The organism is Streptomyces sp. NPDC008137 (genome assembly GCF_042957035.1).
GTDB lineage: Bacteria > Actinomycetota > Actinomycetes > Streptomycetales > Streptomycetaceae > Streptomyces.
The window spans coordinates 1-23,550 of record NZ_JBIBHN010000009.1; the positions used below are offsets into that span (position 1 = coordinate 1).

General features: G+C 72.2%; 17 protein-coding genes, 1 tRNA gene and 1 riboswitch. Of the genes, 10 read left to right on the top strand and 8 right to left on the bottom strand.

What is annotated here, in order from left to right; all coding sequences use genetic code 11:
- Nucleotides 1–492: 492 nt before the first annotated feature.
- Nucleotides 493–1,041, bottom strand: a complete 549-nt coding sequence (locus tag ACFZBT_RS16770; RefSeq protein ID WP_391103698.1) for a MarR family transcriptional regulator — start codon at nt 1,039–1,041, stop codon at nt 493–495.
- A 122-nt stretch (nt 1,042–1,163) separates the two neighbouring features.
- Here ACFZBT_RS16770 and ACFZBT_RS16775 point away from each other — a divergent pair, with 122 nt between their 5' ends.
- On the top strand, nt 1,164–2,429 hold the full coding sequence (locus ACFZBT_RS16775) for an MFS transporter (protein WP_391104445.1): 1,266 nt from the start codon (nt 1,164–1,166) through the stop codon (nt 2,427–2,429).
- Between the two features lie 10 nt (nt 2,430–2,439).
- On the opposite strand, the gene ACFZBT_RS16780 is transcribed toward ACFZBT_RS16775, so the two are convergent.
- Nucleotides 2,440–4,101: a SpoIIE family protein phosphatase gene (locus tag ACFZBT_RS16780; RefSeq protein WP_391103701.1), complete on the bottom strand. Its 1,662-nt coding sequence runs from the start codon at nt 4,099–4,101 to the stop codon at nt 2,440–2,442.
- Nucleotides 4,102–4,274: 173 nt separating this feature from the next.
- Nucleotides 4,275–5,654, bottom strand: a complete 1,380-nt coding sequence (locus ACFZBT_RS16785; RefSeq protein WP_391103703.1) for an FAD-dependent oxidoreductase — start codon at nt 5,652–5,654, stop codon at nt 4,275–4,277.
- Between the two features lie 376 nt (nt 5,655–6,030).
- On the opposite strand from ACFZBT_RS16785, the gene ACFZBT_RS16790 reads away from it, so the two are divergent.
- Together ACFZBT_RS16790 and ACFZBT_RS16795 are read left to right on the top strand one after the other, a co-directional pair.
- On the top strand, nt 6,031–6,798 hold the full coding sequence (locus tag ACFZBT_RS16790) for a TetR/AcrR family transcriptional regulator (protein WP_215120508.1): 768 nt from the start codon (nt 6,031–6,033) through the stop codon (nt 6,796–6,798).
- 207 nt (nt 6,799–7,005) lie between these two features.
- Nucleotides 7,006–8,961 (top strand): sigma-70 family RNA polymerase sigma factor, encoded by a 1,956-nt coding sequence (locus ACFZBT_RS16795; RefSeq protein WP_391103707.1) that lies wholly within the window; start codon nt 7,006–7,008, stop codon nt 8,959–8,961.
- 248 nt (nt 8,962–9,209) lie between these two features.
- Here ACFZBT_RS16795 and ACFZBT_RS16800 read toward each other — a convergent pair whose 3' ends face one another.
- The gene (locus ACFZBT_RS16800) at nt 9,210–11,324 is read right to left on the bottom strand and encodes an asparagine synthase-related protein (RefSeq protein WP_391103709.1); all 2,115 of its coding nucleotides are present in this window, start codon (nt 11,322–11,324) and stop codon (nt 9,210–9,212) included.
- A gap of 725 nt (nt 11,325–12,049) precedes the next feature.
- Between ACFZBT_RS16800 and ACFZBT_RS16805 the strand changes: the two genes are divergently transcribed.
- The 4 genes from ACFZBT_RS16805 to ACFZBT_RS16820 all read left to right on the top strand — a co-directional run bounded on the left by ACFZBT_RS16805 (nt 12,050) and on the right by ACFZBT_RS16820 (nt 17,262).
- Entirely contained in the window at nt 12,050–13,474 is a 1,425-nt protein-coding gene (locus tag ACFZBT_RS16805; protein WP_391103711.1) for an MFS transporter, read from the top strand.
- A gap of 71 nt (nt 13,475–13,545) precedes the next feature.
- The gene (gene lhgO, locus ACFZBT_RS16810) at nt 13,546–14,751 is read left to right on the top strand and encodes an L-2-hydroxyglutarate oxidase (RefSeq protein ID WP_391103713.1); all 1,206 of its coding nucleotides are present in this window, start codon (nt 13,546–13,548) and stop codon (nt 14,749–14,751) included.
- Nucleotides 14,752–14,948: 197 nt separating this feature from the next.
- Entirely contained in the window at nt 14,949–15,812 is an 864-nt protein-coding gene (trmB, locus tag ACFZBT_RS16815; RefSeq protein WP_391103715.1) for a tRNA (guanosine(46)-N7)-methyltransferase TrmB, read from the top strand.
- Between the two features lie 58 nt (nt 15,813–15,870).
- The gene (locus tag ACFZBT_RS16820; RefSeq protein WP_391103718.1) at nt 15,871–17,262 is read left to right on the top strand and encodes a PrsW family glutamic-type intramembrane protease; all 1,392 of its coding nucleotides are present in this window, start codon (nt 15,871–15,873) and stop codon (nt 17,260–17,262) included.
- Nucleotides 17,263–17,609: 347 nt separating this feature from the next.
- On the opposite strand, the gene ACFZBT_RS16825 is transcribed toward ACFZBT_RS16820, so the two are convergent.
- The 4 genes from ACFZBT_RS16825 to ACFZBT_RS16840 all read right to left on the bottom strand — a co-directional run bounded on the left by ACFZBT_RS16825 (nt 17,610) and on the right by ACFZBT_RS16840 (nt 21,499).
- Nucleotides 17,610–18,554, bottom strand: a complete 945-nt coding sequence (locus ACFZBT_RS16825; protein WP_391103720.1) for an aldo/keto reductase — start codon at nt 18,552–18,554, stop codon at nt 17,610–17,612.
- 191 nt (nt 18,555–18,745) lie between these two features.
- Complete coding sequence (locus ACFZBT_RS16830; RefSeq protein ID WP_391103722.1) at nt 18,746–19,780, bottom strand: peptidoglycan DD-metalloendopeptidase family protein; 1,035 nt, start codon at nt 19,778–19,780, stop codon at nt 18,746–18,748.
- Between the two features lie 11 nt (nt 19,781–19,791).
- A riboswitch (cyclic di-AMP (ydaO/yuaA leader) is annotated at nt 19,792–19,948 on the bottom strand.
- A gap of 295 nt (nt 19,949–20,243) precedes the next feature.
- Nucleotides 20,244–20,317: transfer RNA gene (locus tag ACFZBT_RS16835), tRNA-Met, on the bottom strand.
- Between the two features lie 54 nt (nt 20,318–20,371).
- Nucleotides 20,372–21,499 (bottom strand): dihydrofolate reductase family protein, encoded by a 1,128-nt coding sequence (locus ACFZBT_RS16840; RefSeq protein WP_391103724.1) that lies wholly within the window; start codon nt 21,497–21,499, stop codon nt 20,372–20,374.
- A gap of 98 nt (nt 21,500–21,597) precedes the next feature.
- Between ACFZBT_RS16840 and ACFZBT_RS16845 the strand changes: the two genes are divergently transcribed.
- The 3 genes from ACFZBT_RS16845 to ACFZBT_RS16855 all read left to right on the top strand — a co-directional run bounded on the left by ACFZBT_RS16845 (nt 21,598) and on the right by ACFZBT_RS16855 (nt 23,545).
- Complete coding sequence (locus ACFZBT_RS16845) at nt 21,598–22,113, top strand: MarR family transcriptional regulator (RefSeq protein ID WP_391103726.1); 516 nt, start codon at nt 21,598–21,600, stop codon at nt 22,111–22,113.
- Between the two features lie 167 nt (nt 22,114–22,280).
- The gene (ribA, locus tag ACFZBT_RS16850; RefSeq protein WP_391103728.1) at nt 22,281–22,922 is read left to right on the top strand and encodes a GTP cyclohydrolase II RibA; all 642 of its coding nucleotides are present in this window, start codon (nt 22,281–22,283) and stop codon (nt 22,920–22,922) included.
- Nucleotides 22,923–23,038: 116 nt separating this feature from the next.
- Entirely contained in the window at nt 23,039–23,545 is a 507-nt protein-coding gene (locus ACFZBT_RS16855; protein ID WP_391103731.1) for a MarR family transcriptional regulator, read from the top strand.
- Nucleotides 23,546–23,550 lie beyond the last annotated feature (5 nt).

Below are 23,550 nucleotides of genomic sequence, written 5' to 3' on the forward strand. Positions count from 1 at the left end.
TCAAGGAACGGTCGCTTCCTTTGTACTCACCCTCTCGGGCTTTCCTCCGGGCGCTTCCCTTCGGTCTTGCGTTTCCGACTCTATCAGATCTTTCCGATCCGATTTCCTCGGTGCTTTCCAGGTTCCCGCTTCCGCGTTTCCCTTTCCGGCGGTTCCGACTCTATCAGATCCTTTCGGGCCTGATCCCCAGTCAGTGGGGTTTGTCTTTGCGGCTGTTGGGCCGTTCCGACGTGTCCAACCTTAGCGCGGTCTCTCGCCGTTTCCCAAATCGAGCCGATGTCGAGTCGATCAGGCCGTCGAGTCCCAATTCGAATTGAATTCGGGCACACCGAAATCAACCCCGCTGGGAGCGATCTTGCTAGTGGTTGGGTGCCGCTTGAGCGGCGGAAGTGCCGTCGCAGAACCGTTACGGCTCCGCGGCAACCCGAAGAACTTTACGGATCAGGCAGGGGGGGTGTCAAGCGGCCCTTGTCAAGATCTTTTGTGTGACCGTCAGTCCAAGTCCGAGAGGCGGCCGCCGGCGTCCGGCTGGGCGTCTTCCACTCTGCGCAACAGGCGGGTGAGGACGCCGCCGAGCGCGTTGCGCTCCACGGGGGACAGGTCCTGGAGCAGGTCCTCCTCGAAGACCGTCGCCAGGCGCATTGCCTCCAGCCACTTCTCACGCCCCTCGGATGTCAGCTCCACGATGACTCGTACGCGGTTGCTCTCGTCTCGCTCCCGGGTAACCAGCCCTTCGCCGACCATGCGGTCGATCCGGTGGGTCATGGCGGCCGGGGTGAGACCGAGGCGCTTGGCGAGGTCGCTGGGGCCCAGACGATAGGGAGCGCCGGAGAGGACGAGGGCCTTGAGGACCTCCCACTCCGTGTTGCTGATGCCGAGGGTCGAGGTCTGACGGCCGTAGGCGACGTTCATGCGGCGGTTCAGGCGGGAGAGGGCGGAGACGATCTGCTCCACCTGGGGGTCGAGGTCCTGGAACTCGCGCTGGTACGCGGCGATCTGCTCTTCGAGGGTCGGCTCGCTGGGGCCGGGGGTGTCGCCCATGGCGGCAGTATGGCACGGCCGTTCTTTGCCTTGAAGTCCTTGGGTATGTACTCTTTAGCTTCGAACTTTAGCTTCGAAGTCTTCACTCCTAACTTGTGGAAGAGGTGACCGTGACCAGGGCGATGGGCGCAGCGATGCGCCGGATTCACGTGGGTAACGCACTCAGCGCGTTCGGGCTCGGCTTCACGGTCCCGTACCTGTACGTCTATGTGGCGCAGGTAAGGGGACTGGGGGCCATGACGGCGGGGCTCGTGCTCGCCGTCTTCGCTGTGGCCGCGCTGGTCGTGCTGCCGTTCGCCGGGCGGGCCATCGTCCGGCGTGGCCCGCTGCCGGTGCTGCTCGCCGCCCTGATCACCGCCGCGATAGGTGCCTTGAGTCTGGGGGTCGCGAGCAGTGCGGCGGCCGTACTGGTGTCGGCCGCCCTGCTGGGGGCGGGTCAGGCCGTGATGCAGCCGGCGCTGGCGACGATGATCGTGGACTGCTCGTCGGCGGAGACGCGGTCGCGAGCGTTCGCCATGCAGTTCTTCCTGCAGAATCTCGGACTCGGTGTCGGCGGGCTCATCGGTGGTCATCTGGTCGACACGTCCAGCGCCGCCTCCTTCACCCTCCTCTTCGCGATCGAGGCGGCGATGTTCCTGCTGCTGGTCGTGGTGATGGTGACCGTGCGGATGCCGCATGCTCCGCGGATCGAGGACGCGCCGACGGCGTCGGGGCGGGGCAGTTGGAAGCGGCTGCTGGGCAACCGGGCCATGGTGCAGCTGTGTGTGCTGGGCTTCGTGTTGTTCTTCGCCTGCTACGGGCAGTTCGAGTCGGGGCTGAGCGCGTACGGGGTGGAGGCCGCCGGGATATCGACGTCCGCGCTGGGGACGGCTCTCGCGGCGAACACCTTGATGATCGTCGTGGCGCAGTTCGCCGTGCTGCGGTTCGTGGAGCGGCGTCGGCGGTCGCGGGTGATCGCGGCCGTGGGGCTGATCTGGGCCGTGGCGTGGGCCGTCGCGGGGTACGCGGGGCTCGGGCACGGGAGCCAGGAGATGGCGACGGCCGCGTTCGTCTCGACGTACGCGTTGTTCGGGCTGGGCGAGGCGATGCTGTCGCCGACCGTGGCCCCGCTGGTCGCGGATCTCGCGCCGGAGGGGATGGCCGGGCAGTACAACTCGGCGTTCGCCCTGGTCAAGCAGCTCGCGCTGGCGGTCGGGCCGGCGGTGGGCGGGCCGCTGGGGGCTTCGCTGCACGCGCCGTACATCGTGGCGTTCCTGGTGTTCTCCCTCGGGATCACCGTGCTGGCCGTGCGGTTGGGGCGGCAGCTGACCGAGGCGCAGGATCAGCCGTGGCTCGCGAAGAGCAGGGTCGTGGCGCGGGGCGGGGCGCCCGTTTCCGCTGACGTCTGATCCCGCCCGGCTACGACGGCCCGGTGCGTGGCAGGGCGAATTCGCACCACACCGCCTTGCCGCCGCCCGGGGTGCGTCTGCAGCCCCAGTTCGACGCGATCGTGGCGACGATGGCGATCCCTCGGCCCGACTCGTCGCCCGGTTCCGCGCGGCGGCGCCTGGGGAGGTGGTCGTCGCCGTCGGTGACCTCGATGATCAGGCGGCGGTCGGTGCGGCGCAGACGCAGGCGCATCGGCGGGGTGCCGTGCTGGAGGGAGTTGGCGACCAGTTCGCTGGTGGCGAGGACGCCCAGGTCGTGGAGGTCGGCGGGGAAGCGCCAGCTGGTCAGGACTCCGGAGGCGAAGGCACGCGCGCGGGGGGCCGCTTCGACGCCGCCGAGGAGTTCCAGGGCGGCGTTGCGGAAGAGCTCGCCCTCCGCGCCTGTGCGGGAGGGGTGCTGAAGGACCAGGACGGCGACGTCGTCGTCGTGGTCGGGTGTCACGCCGGCCGAGCGGACCAGGCGGTCGCAGACGACCTGGGGTGTGCCGGTGGCGCCGGCCAGGGCGCGTTCCAGGGCGGCGATGCCCTCGTCGAGGTCGGCGTCCCGGCGTTCGACCAGACCGTCCGTGTAGAGGACGGCCGTGGAGCCGGGGCTGAGGGGGATCGAGCCGGAGGAGTGCATCCAGCCGCCGGTGCCGAGCGGGGGGCCGGTGGGTTCCTCGGCGCGCAGGACCGTGCCGGTCTCGTCGCGGACCAGGATGGGGAGGTGGCCGGCCGAGGCGTAGACGAGCTTGCCCTCGTTCGGGTCGTGGACGGCGTACGCGCAGGTGGCGATCTGGTTGGCGTCGATCTCGGCTGCCAGGCCGTCGAGGAGCTGCAGGACCTCGTGCGGGGGCAGGTCGAGGCGGGCGTAGGCGCGGACCGCCGTGCGGAGCTGGCCCATGACCGCGGCCGCTCGGACGCCGCGGCCCATGACGTCTCCGATGACCAGGGCGGTGCGGCCGCCGCCCAGGGTGATCACGTCGTACCAGTCGCCGCCGACCGCGGCCTCCGTGCCGCCGGGGTGGTAGGTGGCGGCGATGCGCAGGTCGTCGGGTTCTTCGAGTTCCTGGGGGAGCAGGGATCTCTGCAGGGTCACCGCTGTTTCGCGCTGGCGGCGTTCGCTGGCGCGCAGGCGTTCGGCGGCTTCGGCGTGGTCGGTGACGTCGGTGGCGAAGACGAGGACGCCGCGGCCTTCGCTGCCGCCGTCGCCCGGGGCGACCGGGGTGCAGGTGAAGGTGTAGGAGCGGCCGTCGGGGGCCTTGCGGGACTTCACCGTGCGGGGCTTGCCGCTGCGCTGGACCTGGTCCAGGAGGGGGAACAGGCCGAGGGCGTCCAGCTCCGGGAGGACCTCGCGGGCGGGTTCGCCCAGGGGGCGTGCGCCGAAGGCGGTCGTGTAGGCGTCGTTGACGTAGGCGATGCGGTGGTCGGGGCCGTGGACCAGGGCGACGAGGGACGGGACGCGGTCGAGGACCTCACGCACCCGCAGTTCGTCGACGGCGGGTACGGACGGTGTCTCGTCGGTCAGTTGTTCGGCGCGGGCGGCGGGTACGGAGCCGTCCCCCCGCCGGTCCGGGGAGGCCGTCTGCTCGGTCCGCGCTGCGGCGCGGCGCTGCGTTCCGGGGAGCCGGGCGCTCCAGCGCGTGAAGTTCACGAATCCTTGCCTCGTGTAGTCGTCGGCGGCCGGCACCGGAACCGGCCGGGGCCCCGGGGGCCCGCACCGGGGCGAGCGGTGGCGCGCCCGCGGTGGTGGACCAGTCTGGCAGTGCGTCGGCCGGACCGGCATCCGTCAGACGCCGGGCCGGCCGGAGGAGTTCCTGGGTCCGGTCAGGACGACCCCTTCGGGTTGTGCGGGGGGTCTTGAGAAGGCTTTCCACCGGCCGCGAGTTCGAACTCCGCCCGGGGGTGTTCGAGTGAACCCAGGGAGACGATCTCCCGTTTGAACAGACCGGCCAGGGACCATTCGGCGAGCACGCGCGCCTTGCGGTTGAAGGTGGGCACGCGGCTGAGGTGGTAGGCGCGGTGCATGAACCAGGCGGGGTAGCCCTTGAGCTTGCGTCCGTAGACGTGGGCGACGCCCTTGTGCAGGCCCAGGGAGGCGACCGAGCCGACGTACTTGTGGGTGTAGGTGGTGAGGGGTTCGCCGCGCAGGGCGTGCACGATGTTGTCGCCGAGGACCCGGGCCTGGCGGACGGCGTGCTGGGCGTTGGGGGCGCATTCGCTGCCGGGTGCGTCGGCCGTGACATCGGGGACGGCGGCGGCGTCTCCCGCCGCCCACGCGTGCGTGGTGCCCTCGATCGTCAGTTCCGGTGTGCACCGGAGCCGTCCGCGGTCGTTGCGGGGCAGGTCGGTGGCGGCGAGCACCGGGTGGGGTTTCACACCGGCCGTCCAGACGACCGTACGGGTGGGGAAGCGGGCGCCGTCGCTGAGCGCCGCCACCCGGTCCGCGCAGGAGTCCAGGCGGGTCCGCAGGCGTACGTCGATGTTGCGGCGGCGCAGTTCGGTGACGGTGTAGCGGCCCATCTCCTCGCCGACCTCGGGCAGGATGCGGTCCGAGGCCTCGACGAGGATCCACTTCATGTCCTCGGGCCGGATGTTGTGGTAGTAGCGCGCGGCGTAGCGGGCCATGTCCTCCAGTTCGCCGAGTGCCTCCACACCGGCGAAGCCGCCGCCGACGAAGACGAAGGTGAGGGCCGCGTCCCGGATCGCGGGGTCGCGGGTGGAGGAGGCGATGTCCATCTGTTCGATGACGTGGTTGCGCAGGCCGATGGCCTCCTCGACGGTCTTGAAGCCGATGCCGTGGTCGGCGAGGCCGGGGACCGGCAGGGTGCGGGAGACGGAGCCGGGGGCGAGGACGAGCTGGTCGTAGGCCAGCCGCTCTCCGCCGGTGCCCTCTTCCGCGGTGGCGAGGGTGCTGATGGTGGCGGTGCGTTTCGCGTGGTCGACGGCGGTCGCCTCGCCGATGACGACGCGGCACCGGTCGAGGACTCGGCGCAGCGGTACGACGACGTGACGGGGGGAGATGGCTCCGGCGGCGGCCTCGGGGAGGAAGGGCTGGTACGTCATGTAGGGGTCGGGGGTGACGACCGTGATCTCCACCTCGCCCCGGTCCAGTTCCCGTCTCAGTCTGCGCTGCAGGCGCAGGGCCGTGTACATCCCGACGTAGCCGCCACCGACAACGAGAATGCGCGCACGTTCCTTCACCATCCCATGACGCACCCGTCGCTTGCGTTTGTCCACAGCCTCGACCAATTGTGTGACCGGCGCGGGAGAGCGCACGGAGTTGGCCGGATTATCGAGCCGCGCCTGATACGCGCAGGTCAGATGGGGTGGTGCGGGGGGCGCGCAGGGTCACATTCAGGACGTATACGGCCCGTACTCCGATCGGTGGGCGCTCCGTGCGGAACCTGCCCCTTCTGAATTGACTCCCTCTCAACTATGTTCGTGTGTCGACGGGGTGTAGGGGGATGCGCTCACCGGGTCCGCGACGGGCGGTCCCACGGACCAGGGCCTGTTCCCTCGCCCCGGCATCGAATGGCGGGGAGTGTCTCCGGGGGGAGACGTCATTACCGGGGGAATGCGTATGCATGTTCAGGATTCTCATTGGTCGTCCGCATCCGCTCTGGCGGGTGGCGCGACGTTGAGCGCGGCGGTGGGCGGCGGGCGCGGGGACGGCCCGCGCACGACACCGCTGCGCGTGGACGCACAGCGCAATCTGGAGCACGTGCTGCGTGCGGCGCGCGAGGTCTTCGGCGAGCTGGGGTACGGCGCGCCGATGGAGGACGTGGCGCGGCGCGCGCGGGTCGGTGTGGGCACGGTGTACCGGCGGTTCCCGAGCAAGGACGTCCTGGTGCGGCGGATAGCCGAGGAGGAGACCTCCCGGCTGACCGACCAGGCGCGTGCGGCGCTCGGGCAGGAGGACGAGCCGTGGTCGGCCCTGTCGCGCTTCCTGCGTACGTCGGTGGCCTCCGGCGCCGGGCGGCTGCTGCCGCCGCAGGTGCTGCGGGTCTCGGTCGAGGAGGACCGTGCCGGCCAGGCGCGGGTGCCGCAGCAGCGGACCCAGCCGGGTACGACGGAGCTGCGGCTGGTTCCGGAGGAGCCGGTGGCGGTGGCCGCGGTACCGGCGGTCGCCGCGGAGGACGATGCCGGGGCGGCGGCGCTGCTCGAGGTCGTGGGGCAGCTCGTGGAGCGGGCTCGTGCGGCGGGTGAGCTGCGGCCGGACGTGTCGGTGTCGGACGTACTGCTGGTGATCGCGACGGCCGCACCCTCGCTGCCGGACGCGGCGCAGCAGGCGGCCGCCTCGGCCCGGCTGCTGGACATCCTGCTGGAGGGGCTGCGCTCGCGGCCGTGAGTGGCCGTGATCGGCCGTGAGTGGAAGGGCCAGAGGGACCCGGAGTAAAGGGGAAGCCTTCCCCGACTGGGTGATGGCTAGTACCGACGTGCGATAAATCCCCACGGATGAGTGATCGTCCGAACTCCGGGGTCCCGTCCTGGAGCCCCTGTGGCACTCTGACCCGGTGGTCTGGACGGGTTGGGCGGCTGGCGGGGGCTTTCCGCGATGAACGTTGACGGGCGGGGCGAGCAGGTACCGAGCCAGGGCGGGCGCGCGAGCGTCCCGTCGGGCGGGCACCCCGCCGACGGTTCGGTCCCGGCACAGCGCGACCGGCACGAGGACGGCGTCCTGCCACCGCCTCGCGAGGTCCCGCCGGCCGACGCCGAACTCATCGTATGGATGCGTTCGGGCGACGACTCGGCGTACGAGGAGCTGTACCGGCGCCATGCGCAGGCCGTGCGCCGGTACGCCCGGACCTGCTGCCGTGACGCGTACACCGCTGACGACCTGACCGCCGAGGTCTTCGCCCGCATGCTCCAGGCGGTGCGCGGCGGCTCCGGCCCCCAGCACGCCGTCCGGGCGTATTTGCTCACCTCCGTACGGCGTGTCGCCGCCTCCTGGACGAGGTCGGCGCGGCGGGAGCAGCTCGTCGACGACTTCGCGGTGTTCGCCGCCCAGTCCGCGCACGGCCCCGACGTGTCCGACGGCGACACGGTCGAACTGGGCGCGGACGTCCGGGCGATGCACCAGGCCGAGCGGTCCATGGCCATGCAGGCCTTCCGGTCGCTGCCCGAGCGGTGGCAGGCCGTGCTCTGGCACACCGAGGTCGAGGACGAGTCGCCCAGCGAGGTCGCCACGCTCTTCGGCCTGGACGCCAACGGCACAAGGGTGCTCGCCAGCCGGGCCCGTGAGGGCCTCAAGCAGGCCTATCTCCAGGCCCACGTCAGCGCCACCCTCACCGGCGACGAGGAGTGCGCGCGCTACGCCGACCAGCTCGGCACCTACGCCCGCGGCCGGCTGCGCACCCGTGCCGAGCGAGGGCTGCGCAAGCACCTGGACGAGTGCGCGAAGTGCCGGCTGGCCGCGAGCCAGATCGCGGAAGTGGCCGGTGGCATCCCCGCGGTCGTCCCGGTCGCCGTCCTCGGCTGGTTCGGTGCCGCCGGGTATGCCAAGGTCGCCGGGCTCCTCGCCGGAGGGGCGGGGGCGGCCGGTGCCGCGGGTGCGGCCGCCGGTGCGGCCTCGACGGGGGGCGCGGGCTCGTCCGGCGCGGGTGCGAGTGCGGGTGCGGGTGCGGGCGCCGGTTCGTCCGGTGGGGCGGGAAGCGGTGGTGCGGCGGCTGCCGAGGGGGTCGGCGCGCCGGTCAAGGCCGGTATCGCGGCCGGTGTGGTCGCCGTAGGTGTCGTGGCCGCCGTGGTGATGGCCCTGGCCGGCAACGAGAAGCCGAAGGAGGAGGCGAGGACACCTCCCCCTTCCCCGGCTTCGCCGACGTCGCCGGTCGTGCGGCCCGGCGAGCCCACGCCCACGCCCGCCCCCTCGAAGCGGGAGCCCGGGCCGCGCATCGTGCCCGCGCGCGCCGAGGCACCCGCCCCGGCGCCGACCACGCCGGAGACCGGCCCGCGTCCCACCCGGTCCTCGGCCACAACGCCGGCTCCGACGCCCGAGCCCACCCCGCCGCCCGCGTCCCCGAAGCCGACACCGCCCCCGGCATACACGCCCACACCGCCCCCGACCGAGGCGCCACCCGCCCCGGTCGTCTACCAGTGGAGCGAACTGTCGTACGACATCAGCGGTGACGGCACCGAGCCCGAGATGCGGATCGGGTTGAGCAGCTGGGTCTGGAAGCGGTACGGCATGTCGATCGGCGACCAGCGGTACGCGCACGGCGTCACCGTGCACGGCCGGTCCTCCGTCACCATCGACCTCAACCGGTCCTGCTCCTCGTACGACGCGCTCGTCGGGGTGGACGACCTGACGCTGAGACTCGGCACGGTGCGCTTCTCCGTCTACGCCGACGGGGTCCGGCTGTGGCGGTCCGGGCTGGTCGACGGCGGGGACCCAGCCGTCCCCGTCCATGTGAATCTGGCTGGCCGCAGCACCGTACGGCTTGTCGTGGAACCGCGCGGCGCCCTCGACAACGTGGCCCTGGCGGACTGGGCGGAGTCGCGGTTCACCTGCGCCTAGCGTGGCTCGGCGGTGTACGAACCGCTCGCCTCGGCCAGCTCGCGTCCTTGGCCTCCTCGAAACGGTCGCGGGCCATGGTGGGGGCGCCGGGGGTGTTGCGCGGCTCGGCGCGAGGAGGTGCGCGGCGTTGGTGCTGGAGGCGGGGGGTGCGCGCAGCCCGGCGTAGCGAGGTGCCGCTGCGCCCACCCGTGCCGCCCCCAGCGGCACGCATGCCCGCAGCTGAGGCGGTGCGCATGCCCGCAGCTCGGTTATAGCCGCCGTCCCCCGGCCCCCGCTCCCAACGCCCCCCGCTGCGGCGCGATCCCCGCGGGAACCGCTCGCTGGCGAGCAGGCGTGCCCGTCCAGCACGTGCCTCGGCGGGCCAGGAGGCGGCGGAGCCAGAGTTCCAGGGAGACCAGGTCGGCGAGGCCGTCCAGGGGGAGGGGTTCGCCGGCCGCCGCGGAGCGCAGGGCCTTGCGGACCACGCGGGCCTCGACCAGGCCCGCTTCCGCGAGGAGGGGCGTGTCGAAGAGCGTCACCAGGGTGTCCGCCGCGACTCTCAGGCCCGTTCGGGCCGCGGCCGCCTCGGTCGCCTGGGTCGCGACGCCCCACCCGGGCGGCAGCTCCCGCACTCCGGCGCCCTCCAGCACCGTACGGAGGATCGCCGCCCGCGCCCCGGGGCGTACGCGCAATGCCTCGGGCAGCGCGCGCGCCGCGCGCACCACCTGGTTGTCGAGGAAGGGCGCGTGCAGCCGCTGGAAGCGGATCTCCGCGGCCTGTTCCAGGACCCGCAGGTCCGCCGCGTGCCGTGCCAGCGCCGCACGCGCGCGGAAGTCGCCCGGCCGCTGTCCCGGTCCCACCAGCTCCGACCGGTGTGTGGACGCCTGAAGGCGAACCGATACTTCAGCGAGTGCCTCACCGGTCAGCCAGCGCGCGGCCGGCCCGGGTCTGCCCCAGGTCAGCGCGGCGAGCGAGGCCTCCACAGCGCCCCCGGGCGCGTCGGGGCCGTCGCCCGGCCGGTGGTCGAGCAGGAGCTCGGCCAGGGACTCTATACCCGACCGGTACGGCGTACGGGACAGCCGTCGCGCCGCCGCGTACACGCGCGCGGGGACCAGCACCGAACCGTCCGCCTTGGCCAGCGCGGCGACCGGCCGCACGAGATGACGCCGCCGGCGGTCCATCAGCAGGTCGGCCAGCCGGGCCGGATGGGCGTCGAGGACCTGGCGTGCTCCGTGGCCGGTGAAGTGGTCCGCACTGCCGGACGCCAGCCGTGCCCGGTGCCGGGCCGCCGACACCAGGCACGGCCCGGGTTCGTCGGTCAGCGGGCCGTCCAGGTCTGCGTACGGGAGGGTCTCCTCACCGCCCGCCACGACCACGTGGTGCAGCCGCGGGTTCGCCGCCAGCGCGCCCGCCCGCTCCAGCTCGGCCTCCTGCCCCGCGACGGCGAGGTCGTTGAACGTGACCGCCAGCAGCCGCTCCCCCGCGCCCGTGCCGTGTCCCAGCACCGTGCCCGGCATCCCGGGCAGCCCCGAGGCCAGCAGCGCCAGCGTCCCCGAGGCCGGTCCGCCGGACAGGTCCGCCCCGATGCCCGGGACGGGCATCCCGCGCGCGGCACGCCGCTCGGCGGGTCCCATGCCGGGCACGGGGCCGGGGTCTATGTCCGCCCCGGGGACGTGCCGCGGCGCGGACAGCCGGGTCCGTACGGCCTCCACGAGCGCGTCGCGCACGGCGTCGACCGCGCTGTCGGGGTCGGCCGGAGGCGCCGCGACCGCGAGCGAGGCGACGGGCTCGTACCCGGCGATCTCCCTCGCACCGGCGCGCAGGATCAGCGCATGCCCGGGCGGAATGCGCTTCACGCCGTCGTACGGCGTGGAGTCGTGCAGCGCGGCGGGCACGTCGGGGGCGGCCAGCAGCGCGGCGAGGTGCCCGAAGTCGAGGTTGGCCTCGATGAGGTCGGCCAGCGGCAGCGCGGCCGTCGCGTACGCCGTGCCGCCGGCCCAGGGGGTGTGGAACACCGGCCGCGCGCCCGCGAGATCGCCGCAGACGGTGAGCCTCCTGCCGACCTGCACGATCGCGGTGTAGCTGCCCGGCCAGGCGGTCAGATGCCGAAGTGCCCCGCCGCGCGCGGCGAACAGCGCGACGCGCAGCTGCTCGTCGGTGGCACCGCAGATGCCGAGGACGGCGATTCGGGTCCGGTCGTCGGCCTTCACCACCCGCACCTCGTCGGGGCGCCAGTCACCGACCGCCCACAGCGGATCGGGGTCGCCCCACAGGAGTTGGGATCCCACCGGGTGCACGGTCTCGCCGTCCGGCCCCGTGGCCCCCGCCGAACCGGCAGCGAGTGCTCCCGCGGCGGTGCTGCTCCATCCCACCAACCACCGCATCGCCGCCTCCACAGGCTGTGGACAACCAGTGCACCGTACGAACCGGTTCACCATGCTGCCATGAAGGAAGCACTCCAGAGGGCCCCGACGCCGCTTGCGCTCCGTCGAATGCGCCCCGGCGGCGACACCCGCACCGCCCCGAGGGCCTCGAACGCAGAAAGGACGGCCAGGGCGCAAGGCGTACCGACGACACATCTCGCACACGATTGCGGCGCGAATGCGCCCCCGATTCGCGCCCCGACTACGCCCGATGCGCCCTCAACTGCCATGGTCGGAGCGTTGATACCCCACGACCGGCGGGGTCGATTTTCGGCCAAATCGCCGTTCCGTGGACAGCGTCGAACACGCTCCGTACAGGTTCGGCGCACCACCGCCCGCTCGCGCAGTCCGGGAGACGGAGCACGCCTCCCGGACCGTTCCGCCGCCCGCGGGGATGGAGGCGGCGGTGTCCCCCAGCCCACTGGATCCAGTACAGCGGGCCGACCCACGCAATGACCATGGAACCGCTCCCGCGATGGCTGGAGAAGAGCGCACGGGCGGGCGCACGGCCACACAGTGGGAGCACGCCGCAACAGCCCGTATCTGAACCGCACTTCAGTACGGACCACAATCCCGCCAACCGGAACAATGCCCCTTAACGCTTGGGATGCGGCGAACTACGCTGGGTTTACGAATGCCGCGTGGTTATGCCAGTGCCGGCAGCCGTCTGTGTCGAGGGGTGGCTCATGTCCAGGGAGCAACGCGGGCCGAACGAGAAACTCGGCGCCGTTCTCGCCCTCGCGGGAATCAGCAACGCGGGCCTCGCGCGGCGGGTCAACGACCTCGGCGCCCAGCGCGGTCTGACGCTTCGCTACGACAAGACGTCGGTGGCGCGCTGGGTGTCGAAGGGCATGGTGCCCCAGGGTGCGGCGCCGCACCTCATCGCCGCCGCCATCGGCCAGAAGCTCGGCCGCCCGGTGCCGCTGCACGAGATCGGCCTGGCGGACGCGGATCCCGCGCCCGAAGTCGGCCTCGCCTTCCCGCGGGACGTCGGCCAGGCGGTGACGTCCGCGACGGAGCTGTACCGCCTCGACCTCGCCGGCCGCCGGGCCGGGACCGGCGGCATCTGGCAGTCCCTGGCCGGATCGTTCGCGGTGAGCGCGTACGCGACGCCCGCCTCGCGATGGCTGATAACCCCGGCCGACAGTTCGGTCGCGCGTGACGTGGGCCCCGGCGATGGCTCCGGCGCACCGCTCAAAGTCGGCCACAGCGATGTGCAGAAGCTGCGGGAGGCCGCCGAGGACGCGCGGCGCTGGGACTCCAAGTACGGCGGCGGCGACTGGCGTTCTTCGATGGTCCCCGAGTGCTTAAGGGTGGAGGCGGCCCCCCTGCTGCTCGGCTCCTACTCCGACGAGGTCGGCCGGGCCCTCTTCGGCGCCTCCGCGGAACTCACCCGGCTCGCCGGCTGGATGGCCTTCGACACGGGCCAGCAGGAAGCGGCCCAGCGCTACTACATCCAGGCCCTGCGCCTGGCCCGGGCGGCGGCGGACGTCCCCCTCGGGGGCTACGTCCTGGCCTCCATGTCCCTCCAGGCCACCTACCGCGGCTTCGGCGACGAGGGCGTGGACCTCGCCCAGGCCGCCCTGGAACGCAACCGGGGCCTGGCGACCGCCCGCACCATGAGCTTCTTCCGTCTCGTCGAGGCGCGCGCGCATGCCCGCGCGAGTGACGCCCCGGCGGCCGGCGGCGCGCTGAAGGCGGCCGAGAGCTGGCTGGAGCGCGCCCGTCCCGGAGACAACGACCCGAGCTGGCTCGGCTTCTACTCCTACGACCGTTTCGCCGCCGACGCGGCCGAGTGCTACCGCGACCTCAAGGCGCCCCGCCAGGTCCGCCGCTTCACCGAGCAGGCCCTCTCCAAGCCGACGGAGGAGTTCGTCCGCTCGCACGGGCTGCGCCTCGTCGTCTCGGCGGTGGCCGAACTGGAGTCGGGGAATCTGGACGCGGCGTGCGAGCAGGGGGTGCGGGCGGTGGAGGTCGCCGGGCGCATCTCGTCCGCCCGGACCACCGAGTACGTGAAGGACCTACTGCACCGGCTGGAGCCGTACGGGGACGAGCCGCGGGTGGTGGAGCTCCGCGAGCGGGCCCGGCCGCTGCTGGTGGCTCCCGCGTGAGCGTCGGACCCGCCGCCGTCCCGCGCGTTTGAAGGCGATGTCAGTGGCGCAGTGCACTATCGAGGTGGGAGGTGGTGCTCGTGCGGTTCGCTTACGACTGTGACGTGCTGGTGATCGGCGGCGGGATCGTCGGTCTGTCGACGGCGTACGCGATCACCCGCGCCGCACCGGGCACACGTGTCACGGTGCTGGAGAAGGAACCGGGCCCCGCCCGGCATCAGACCGGCCGCAACAGCGGCGTCATCCACAGCGGCGTCTACTACCGCCCCGGCTCGCTCAAGGCGCGCTACGCGGTGCGGGGCGCCGCCGAGATGGTCAAGTTCTGCGCCGAGTACGGCATCGCGCACTCCGTCACCGGCAAGCTGATCGTCGCGACCGACCGCGCCGAGCTGCCCCGCCTGCACGCGCTCGTGCAGCGCGGCCGGGAGAACGGCATCCCGGTGCGGGAGCTGTGCGCGTCCCAGATCATGGAGTACGAGCCGGAGGTGCGGGGCCTCGCCGCCATACACGTCGGCACGACCGGCATCTGCGACTTCGTCGCGGTCGCCCGGCAGCTGGCCCACGGGTCGGGCGCGGAGATCCGCTACGGCACAAGGGTCGTGCGCGTCGACCGCCGTCCCGAGCTGGGCGTCGCCGCGCTCACCTCGGCCGGGGACGTGGTGCGCGGCCGGGTCCTGGTGAACTGCGCGGGCCTGTACAGCGACGAGATCGCCCGGCTGACCGGGGACGACCCGGACGTCCAGATCGTGCCGTTCCGGGGCGAGTACTACGAACTCGCCCGGCCGGAGCTCGTACGGGGCCTGGTCTACCCCGTGCCCGACCCGGCGTTCCCGTTCCTCGGGGTGCATCTCACCCGCGGCATCGACGGCGGTGTCCATGTCGGGCCCAACGCGGTGCCGGCCCTGGCCCGCGAAGGGTACGGCTGGGGCACGGTCCGCTGGCGCGAGCTGGGGTCGACGCTGGCCTGGCCGGGATCCTGGCGGATCGCGCGCCGGCACTGGCGGTACGGCGCGGGTGAGCTGCGGCGGTCGCTGTCCAAGGCGGCGTTCACGGACGCGGTGGGGAGGCTGCTGCCCGGGGTGACCGAGGGGGACCTGGTGCCGACGGCCGCGGGGGTGCGGGCCCAGGCCGTCCTGCGGGACGGCACGCTGGTGGACGACTTCCTGATCCGCGAGGGCGCTCGCACGGTGCATGTGCTGAACGCGCCGTCCCCCGCGGCCACGGCGAGCCTGCCGATCGGGCGGGAGGTGGCGCGGAGGGCGCTGAGCGGGCTGTGACGCCGGGCACGGATGGTTGTCGGGTGCTCGGCGTTGGTGCTGGGGGCGGGTGGGTCCGCAGCCCGGCGTGGCGGGGTGCCGCTGCGCCCACCCGTGCCGCCCTGGGGGCACCTGCCAGGCCCTTAAGGCACTGGGGGAGGCACGCATGCCCCGCAGCTCGGGCAGCTGAGCGTGAGGGCCGTAAAATCGGCCTCACTGTGTCTGACTCCGTGAATACCCCCGAAAGCACCCAGCAGCCCAGCACCCCCGACGGCGGGCACCCCGACCACGCGCCCGGTGTGTCCATCCGGCACACGCGGGCCAAGGGTGAGCCGCGCTTTCCCGACGGACCGAAGGCCGATCCCGCCGGGTCGCACTTCGAGCGGCGGATCCGGAGTTTCCAGCCTCGGCGGAGCCGGGTGACCGCAGGGCAGGCGGACGCGCTGCAGCGGTTGTGGCCCAAGTGGGGACTGGACATCGACGGGCAGCGGGGGCTCGACCTCCCCGACCTGTTCGGCAACGACAACCCCGTCGTCCTGGAGATCGGCTTCGGCATGGGCGAGGCGACCGCCGAGATGGCCGCCGCCGACCCGCGCACCAACATCCTCGCCGTCGACGTCCACACCCCCGGCCAGGGCAATCTGCTCAACCTCGCCGACCAGAACGGCATGTCCAACATCCGGGTCGCGAACGGCGACGCGATCATCCTGCTGCGCGAGATGCTCGCCCCGGACTCCCTCGACGGCCTGCGCGTCTACTTCCCCGACCCCTGGCCCAAGAAGCGGCACCACAAGCGCAGGCTCATCCAGCCCGACTTCCTGACCCTCACCGCGTCCCGCATCAAGCCCGGCGGGACCGTGCACTGCGCCACCGACTGGGAACCGTACGCCGAGCAGATGCTCGAGGTCCTCACCGCACACCCCGACTTCGAGAACACGCAGGCGGACGGCGGTTTCGCGCCCCGTCCCGACTTCCGTCCCCTGACCCGTTTCGAGGGCCAGGGACTGGACAAGGGACATGTCGTGAACGACCTCCTCTTCCGTCGCGTACAGCACATGGAGCAACCCCCCGCCGGCGCCTGACCGCCCCCGAATCTCTCCCGCCTGCGGACAGCGCCCATCCGTCGTTAGGGTCAATGCCGTGGCCACCTGCCCCCCGTATCCGTCGTACCCCAGCGGTCCACCCGACGGTGTGCCCTTCGCCGGCGCGGCCGCCGGCCCCCTGCGGCACGCCCACTGGTGGCAGCGCGCCTGGGTGCGCTACGGCGCGCTGTCCACGCTCCTCGTGATCTCCGGCCTGGTCATCCTCGCCCTGGTCCGCGAGGAGACCGGCACGGAGGGGTTCCTGGTCGGGCTGGGGCTGGCCGTTCTCCCGGTCCCTCTCCTCATAGCCGCGTTCCGCTGGCTGGACCGGGTCGAACCGGGCCCCTGGCGGAACCTGCTCTTCTCCTTCGCCTGGGGCGCCTGCGCGGCGGCGCTGATAGCGATCGTCGCCAACAGCTTCGCGACCCAGTGGATAGCGACGGCGACCGCGGACCCGACGAGCGCGGACACCCTCGGCGCGACCGTCATCGCGCCGGTGGTCGAGGAGTCCGCCAAGGCGGCGGCCGTTTTACTGGTCTTCCTCTTCCGGCGGCGTGACTTCACCGGCATCGTCGACGGAGTCGTCATAGCCGGCGTCACGGCCACCGGCTTCGCGTTCACGGAGAACATCCTCTATCTGGGCATCGCCTTCGGTACCGACCAGCTCGCCGGGCACAGCGGCATCGCCTCCGTCACGGCGGCGACCTTCTTCGTGCGGATCGTCATGTCGCCGTTCGCGCACCCGCTCTTCACGGTACTCACGGGCATCGGCTTCGGCATCGCCGCGCTCTCGGCGGACCGCCGGCACCTGCGCCGCGTCGCCTTTCCGCTCGCCGGGCTGCTGCTCGCGATGGGCATGCACGCGATGTGGAACGGCTCGTCGGCGTTCGGCGAGTACGGGTTCCTCGCCGTGTACGCGGCGTTCATGGTGCCCATCTTCGGGCTGCTGACCTGGCTGGTGATCTGGACCCGGCAGCGGGAGCTGAGGACCGTACGGGCGGAGCTGCCCGCGTACGCCGTCGCCGGCTGGCTGACCCCGGCCGAGCCGTACGCGCTCGGCTCGATGCGGGCCCGGCGGATCGCCCGCCAGTACGCCCGCCGCCACGCGGGGAAGACCGCGGCGCTGGCGGTGGCACAGTACGAAGCCTACGCGACATCTCTGGCGTTCCTGCGCCACCGGGGCCGCCGCGGCCGCGCCGGTGCCGACTTCGTCGTACGGGAACGGGAGCTTCTGGAGGAACTGTGGCGCCGCCGCGAGGCCGCCCGCCCCGCACTGGACCACGCGGCCCGGATCACGGCCCCACCCGTCCCGGTGGCGGCGCCGCCCTGGCCGGTGCACGGGGCATACGGCTACGGCCACCCGACAGGGGTGTACGGCTACGGCTATCCGACGACGCCCTACCCCGCCGCGCCGATGCCGTACCCCGCGTACAACCCGTACCGCTCGTAGCCGAGACGCCGACGGCAACCGCGGACAACTGGGCCGGTCGCCGGGGGCCGGTCGACGGCCGGTCCGGGGCAGGTCGCCCGCCCGGCTCCGGGCGTGGCGCCATCGCACGGACCGTTCCCGGCGATGCCTTCCGAGGCCGGTCGGCGCGACCGCAGGCAAGCCGGGTCTGCCGCCGGCCTTGTGCCGGGCGCCGCGGCCACAGCCCCACCGCACAGACCAGCCCCAGCGGCACGCGCCGAGAGCGGTCAGCCCGCACCCGCCGACAACACAGCCGGGGCGCTGCGCCCCAGCCGTTCAGACGGCGAGCGCGCTCACCCGGCCGGACGAAACCCCGCCGCGGCGACCGCTCAGGCCGAGGCCGCTGTGAGGCGGTCGACCTCCGGCTCCGTCAGCGTGAGCTCCCCGACCCCGACCAGTGCCGGCAGTTGCTCCACCGTGCGTGCGGACGCGATCGGGGCCGCCACCGTCGGCTGGGCCGCGAGCCAGGCCAGGGCGACCGTGGCGACGGGGACGTCGTGGGCCGCGGCGATCTCGTCGAGGGCGTGGAGGACCCGGAGGCCCCGCTCGGTCTCCAGGTGCTTGGCGGCGCCGCCGGCCCGCGCGCTGTCGACGGTCGTACCGGGCCGGTACTTGCCGGTGAGGAAGCCGGACGCGAGCGCGTAGTAGGGGACGGCCGCCAGGCCGGAGCGCTCGGCGAGGTCCTGGAGCTCGCCCTCGTAGGTGTCGCGGGAGACCAGGTTGTAGTGGGGCTGGAGCGCCACATAACGGGCGAGGCCCTCGCGGTCGGAGAACTCCAGGGAGGCCCGCAGCCGCTCCGCCGAGATGTTCGAGGCGGCGATGTGCCGCACCTTCCCGGCCTTCACCAGCTCGTCGAGCGCCCCGATGATCTCCTCCACCGGCACGTCGGGCCGGTCGAAGTGGGTGTAGTAGAGGTCGATGTAGTCGGTGCGCAGGCGGCGCAGCGAGGCGTCGGCGGCGGCCTTGATGTTGGCGGCGGACAGACCCTGGAACTCGGGGTGCTGACTGACCTTCGTGGCGACGACGACATCGGCGCGGTTGCCGCGCGCCTGAAGCCACTTGCCGAGGACGGTCTCGGACTCGCCGCCCTGGTTGCCGTCGACCCACGCCGAGTAGACGTCGGCGGTGTCGACGAAGTTGCCGCCGGCGGCGGTGTAGGCGTCGAGGACGGCGAAGGACTGTGCCTCGTCGGCGGTCCAGCCGAAGACGTTGCCGCCGAGGGCGAGCGGGAAGATCTCGAGGTCGGAGGAGCCGAGCTTGCGAAGAGAAGTCATGCCTCTCGTCAACGGCCCTACCGGAGCGGCTCATTCCAGGTCGGGAGCAAAGGTCCTGTAAACGCGCCCGCGGCGCACAGCGGGACCGCTGCCCGCAGCGCACAGCGGGACCGCAACACGCCGAGAACCGGCAGCCCTGACGTCGGGGGGTCGTCGTCAGGGCTGCCGGTGCTTCGACTGGCTTGTGGCGCTTACGGGTTGAGGCCCTTGCCCCGCAGCCACGCCGTCGGGTCGATCCCGCTGCTGGAGCCACCGGTGTGAACCTCGAGGTGCAGGTGGGCACCGGTGACGTTGCCGGTGGCACCGACTCGGCCGATGACATCACCCGTGCTGACCTTCTGGCCGACGCTGACGCCGATGGAGGACTGGTGCGCGTACCAGATCTCGGTGCCGTCATCGAGCGTGAGGACGGTCTTGTAGCCGTACGAGCCGTTCCAGCCCGCCTCGGTGATGGTGCCGCTGTGCACCGCCTTGATCGGCGTGCCCGTGGGGGCGGCGAAGTCGAGACCCGTGTGGTAGCCGGAGGACCAGTAGGCGCCGGCCTGACCGAAGGTCGAGGTGAGGGTGTAGGAGGAGGTCGGCAGCGTGAACTGCTTGGCGAGGGCGGCGAGCCGCTCGGCCTCGGCCTTCTTCTCGGCCTCCTCCTCCGCCTTCCGCTTGGCCTCGGCGGCCTTGGCCTTGGCCTCTTCCTCGGCCTTGGCCACGGCTTCCGCGGCCGCCTTCTCGGCGGCGTCGGCGGCGTCCTGCGCGGCCTTGGTGTCGATCTGGTCCTGCTGGTGCTCGACCTGGGCCATGATCCGGGCGCGCAGCGCCTCGCCTGCGCCGGAGGAGCCCTCCTCGGCCTTCGCCGTGGCCGTGCTCCCGAGACCGCTGAGCGGAGTCGAGGAACCCGCGGGGGTGTCGTCGTCCGAGATGAGGGAACCCACCGAGGGAAGGTCCGACACGGAGATGGACACCGGCGGCTTGCCGGTCTGGGCGCTGGCCATGCCGCCCGCGCCCACGGCGGCTATGACGCCGACGCCCAGGACGGTGGAGCTGCGGGCGAGACCTCCGCCGCGCTGCTTGGTGACGCGATGCCGGCCACGGACGGGACGGATGGATTCCTCGGTGGGGTTCCACTCCTGGAACGGGCCCTCGTCGGTGCGCTGACCGCCGTAGCCGAAAGTCTCGGTGTCGCGCTGGTTCCGCGCGAACGGGGCCGCGGGGGCAGGCCGGTTGGACGCCACGTGGGCGTACTCCTTTCCTTCCTTCTCGCCTACCGGGTTAGCTGACGGGTTCGGAGCAGGAAGGTCTCCTACGCGCGTATACCGACCGTGCTTCCACGGCGGTTTACGCCCGATTCACCCCAAGTGGTGGTTCCCCGGTTCCCTTTCGGGATTCGGCGCGTGCGCACGGAGCCGCCTTCTGTGACGGCTGGGACGACCGCGCTGCGTTATCGAACGTTAATAGACCCGGGGAGTGGATTCCAGCGATTCCACTTGATCATTAACCTTTTTCGTGCGGACTTACCTGGCATGACCGGCTTAAATCGGGCGAGTTGACCGCTCCGTAAGTGACCGCGGGGTATTGACGGGGTGTCAGTCGTTGCGCGGAGTGGTGTGGTTCACTCACGGAAAGTAACGGGAGTGTGGAGAACCCGAAATACACCTAGGGCCGGAACCCTTTCGGATTCCGGCCCTAGGCCTTCAGTAGCGGGGACAGGATTTGAACCTGCGACCTCTGGGTTATGAGCCCAGCGAGCTACCGAGCTGCTCCACCCCGCGTCGTTGTGATTCCAGTGTACGCCATCCGCGGGACCACTCGTGACCACCCGCCCGCTACAGCAGATGGCGGTTGGGGGCCTTGGCCCGGTGCTCGTGTTCCGGGAGGACGACGACCTCCGCGCCACCGGCCGCCAGGACCCCGCTGCCGTCGGCGTCCCGGACGAAGGTGTCCGGCTCCCGCCAGGCGGTGACCACGCGGCGGACGCCCGCGTCGAGGAGCAGCCGGGCGCAGGGTGCGGGGCGGGAGGCGCGGCGGGCGCAGGGCTCCAGGCTGCTGTAGACCGTGGCGGTGGCGAGGCGCGGGTCGGACGGGTCGAGCTTCGCCAGGGCCGCCTCCTCGGCATGCGCGAGAGGGTCGCCGCCCTCGCGGGAGTGGCCGCGGGCCAGTTCCGTGCCGTCGGCCGCGACCACCACCGCGCCCACGCTGAACGCCGTGTCCGACGGCGGGCAGAGGTCCGCCAGTTCGCAGGCGAGGGCCAGCCAGTGATGGTCGGCCGCGGCGGGGAGGTGGCCGGTGCCCGGGGCGGTGGGTTCGTAGCGCATGAGGACCACGTCCTCGATCCGCCGTGTCTCCAGCAGCCGGAGCCGGCCGCCCTGGTAGCCGCCGGGCCCGAAGAGGCGGGGCGCCTTCGGATCGCCCACGAAGAGCGGGGCGAGGACCAGCTGGAGTTCGTCGGCGAGGCCCTGGGTGAGGAGCTGGGTGTGGATGAGGCCGCCGCCCTCGACCATGAGCCGTCGCACACCCCGTACGTCGTGCAGGTGGGTGAGGAGCCGGCGCCAGTCGAGGTCGGTGCCGAGGGCCACCACGTCGGTGGCGAGGCCGAGGGCCCGGGCACGCTCGGCGCCCTGGTCGGTCGTGTAGAGGACCTTCTCGCCGCCGGTGTGCCAGAAGCGTGCCTCGGGGTCGAGGTCGCCGGTGCCGCTGACGGTGACCTTGAGGGGATATTCGGGTCGGCCGGCGGCCGTACGGGCGGCGCGGCGCTCCTCCGAGTTGACCAGCAGGCGCGGGTTGTCGGCGCGGATGGTGCCGGCGCCGACCAGGATCGCGTCGACGGACGCCCGGACCTCGTCGACCCGGTCGAAGTCGGCCGGGCCGGACAGCAGCAGGCGTTCGGGCCCGGTGTCGTCCAGGTAGCCGTCGAGGGAGACGGCGGCGGACAGCAGGACGTACGGGTGAGGCATCGACGCTCCCCGGTCGGATGGGACGGCGGACCGGCGGGACCTATGGCGTGTCCCGCCGGGGTCTTGGTTCAAGTTTGAAACAAACCTACACTGGCGGCATGACGACTCGCTGGCTCACCCCCGAGGAGCAACGCGCCTGGCGCGCGTACATCGCCTCCTCGCTGCTCCTGGAGGACGCGATCGACCGGCAGCTCCAGCAGGACGCCGGCATGCCGCACCTTTACTACTCCATCCTGTCCGTCCTCTCGGAGTCCCCCGAACAGCGCCTGCGCATGACCGATCTCGCCGAGCGGCTGAAGATCACGCGCAGCCGCCTGACGTACGCGGTGACCCGGCTGGAGAAGGACGGCATGCTGCGGCGCGAGGCCTGCCGGTACGACAAGCGGGGCAGCATCGCCGCGCTGACCGAGGCGGGGTTCGCCGTACTGGAGCGGGCGGCGCCCGGGCATGTCGAGACCGTGCGGAGTTTCGTGTTCGACCGGCTGAGCGAGGAGCAGGTGGCGCAACTGGAGGAGATCTCCGCGGCGATCGCCCAGGGGCTCCAGGAGGACGGCACCCGGGCGGCGTCGGACGATGTGCCGTGGCGGCGAAGGTCTTCCACGGCCTGTTCGTGAGGCGGCCCGCAGCGACTTCAGGGGGCTCTTCAGTGAGGCACGTCACAAGCACCTGAAGCTCATTGCTTCAAATTTAAAGCAAGGGTAGTGTTCCGGACCGTGGATCTGCTTCAAATCTGAAACAGACGGCTGTGCAGCCGAACAGGAACGGAACCCGGAGGCCCCGCATGCCCGACACCCCCGCCGCCCTCGCCACCCCGCGCTCCCGCGTCCGGGTACCGCTGCGCTTCCACGACGGCTACCAGGTCGACACCGAACTCGTCACCTTCCACGGACTGGCCGACGGCCAGGAACACGTGGCCGTCGTCCTGGGCGAGCCGGGCCCGGTCCCGCTGGTGCGACTGCACTCCGAGTGCCTGACCGGGGACGTGTTCGGCTCGGCCCGCTGCGACTGCGGTCCGCAGCTGCGCGAGGCGGTCGAGCGCATAGCCGACCGCGGCGGCGTGCTGCTCTACCTCCGCCAGGAGGGCCGGGGCATCGGCCTCTACAACAAGCTCGACGCGTACGCCCTCCAGGACGAGGGCCTCGACACGTACGAGGCGAACGCGGCCCTGGGGCTGCCGGAGGACGCCCGCGACTACACGGCGGCGGCCCAGATACTGAAGGCCCTGGGCATCAAGGAGCTGGACCTGCTCTCGAACAACCCCGACAAAGCGGACCAGTTGCGCACCCTGGGCGTCGATGTGCGCGACCGCGTCCCCACGGGCGTCTTCACCACCGCGCACAACGTCCGCTATCTGCGCGCCAAGGTGCTGCAGACCCAGCACACGCTGCCGCTGGCCGCGCTGACGGAGCTCAGCGCGGGCTGAACGGGACCGGCCCGGCCGGGTGCTGAACGGGGCTGCTTGTCCCTCGGAACATCGGGTACAGCCTTTGCAAGAGGGCGATCTCCGTAGTACCCGAAGCTTATGGAAAGTGACGTTTCGTGACCGATCTCGGCGCCCCCGGCGACCCCAGGGCGAGGGGACCGGGCGACGGCCCGGAGGCCGTCGCGTCGCGGATCGCCAATGCCGTGGACAGTCTGGCGGCCCTGTGGTCGTTCGCCGCGCAGGAGGCCTCCCTGCGGCTGTCCCCGCACCAGTTGCGGGCGTTGCGCACGGTGGAGGCGGGGCCCGGCCTGAACGTCACGGCCCTGGCGGACGAGCTGGACATCGGCCTCCCCACGGCCAGCCGGCTCTGCGACCGGCTCGCGGCGGCCGGGCTGCTGGAACGGGCGCCGCACCCGGGGACCCGCCGCGAGGTGCAGCTGTGGCTCACCCCGCACGGCCGCCATGTCCTGGGCGACGTCGCGGACCGCCGGACCGAGGCCTTGGCCACGGCGCTGGCGGCGATGGAACCGGCGGAACGGGTGGCTCTGAGCCGGGGGTTGCTGGGATTCCTGGCGGCACGGGAGGCGGTCGCGCCGCACCCTGACGGAACCGGCGGCCAATGAGGGCG

Bases quoted from the DNA above. Each gene is read 5' to 3' on its own strand.
- ribA (WP_391103728.1), top strand. From the start codon at position 22,281: ATGCCCGACACCCCCGCCGCCCTCGCCACCCCGCGCTCCCGCGTCCGG.
- ACFZBT_RS16825 (WP_391103720.1), bottom strand. From the start codon at position 18,554: ATGACTTCTCTTCGCAAGCTCGGCTCCTCCGACCTCGAGATCTTCCCG.
- ACFZBT_RS16785 (WP_391103703.1), bottom strand. From the start codon at position 5,654: ATGGTGAAGGAACGTGCGCGCATTCTCGTTGTCGGTGGCGGCTACGTC.
- ACFZBT_RS16795 (WP_391103707.1), top strand. From the start codon at position 7,006: ATGAACGTTGACGGGCGGGGCGAGCAGGTACCGAGCCAGGGCGGGCGC.
- ACFZBT_RS16800 (WP_391103709.1), bottom strand. From the start codon at position 11,324: ATGCGGTGGTTGGTGGGATGGAGCAGCACCGCCGCGGGAGCACTCGCT.
- ACFZBT_RS16840 (WP_391103724.1), bottom strand. From the start codon at position 21,499: ATGCCTCACCCGTACGTCCTGCTGTCCGCCGCCGTCTCCCTCGACGGC.
- ACFZBT_RS16775 (WP_391104445.1), top strand. From the start codon at position 1,164: ATGGGCGCAGCGATGCGCCGGATTCACGTGGGTAACGCACTCAGCGCG.
- ACFZBT_RS16790 (WP_215120508.1), top strand. From the start codon at position 6,031: ATGCATGTTCAGGATTCTCATTGGTCGTCCGCATCCGCTCTGGCGGGT.
- ACFZBT_RS16845 (WP_391103726.1), top strand. From the start codon at position 21,598: ATGACGACTCGCTGGCTCACCCCCGAGGAGCAACGCGCCTGGCGCGCG.
- ACFZBT_RS16805 (WP_391103711.1), top strand. From the start codon at position 12,050: ATGTCCAGGGAGCAACGCGGGCCGAACGAGAAACTCGGCGCCGTTCTC.
- ACFZBT_RS16770 (WP_391103698.1), bottom strand. From the start codon at position 1,041: ATGGGCGACACCCCCGGCCCCAGCGAGCCGACCCTCGAAGAGCAGATC.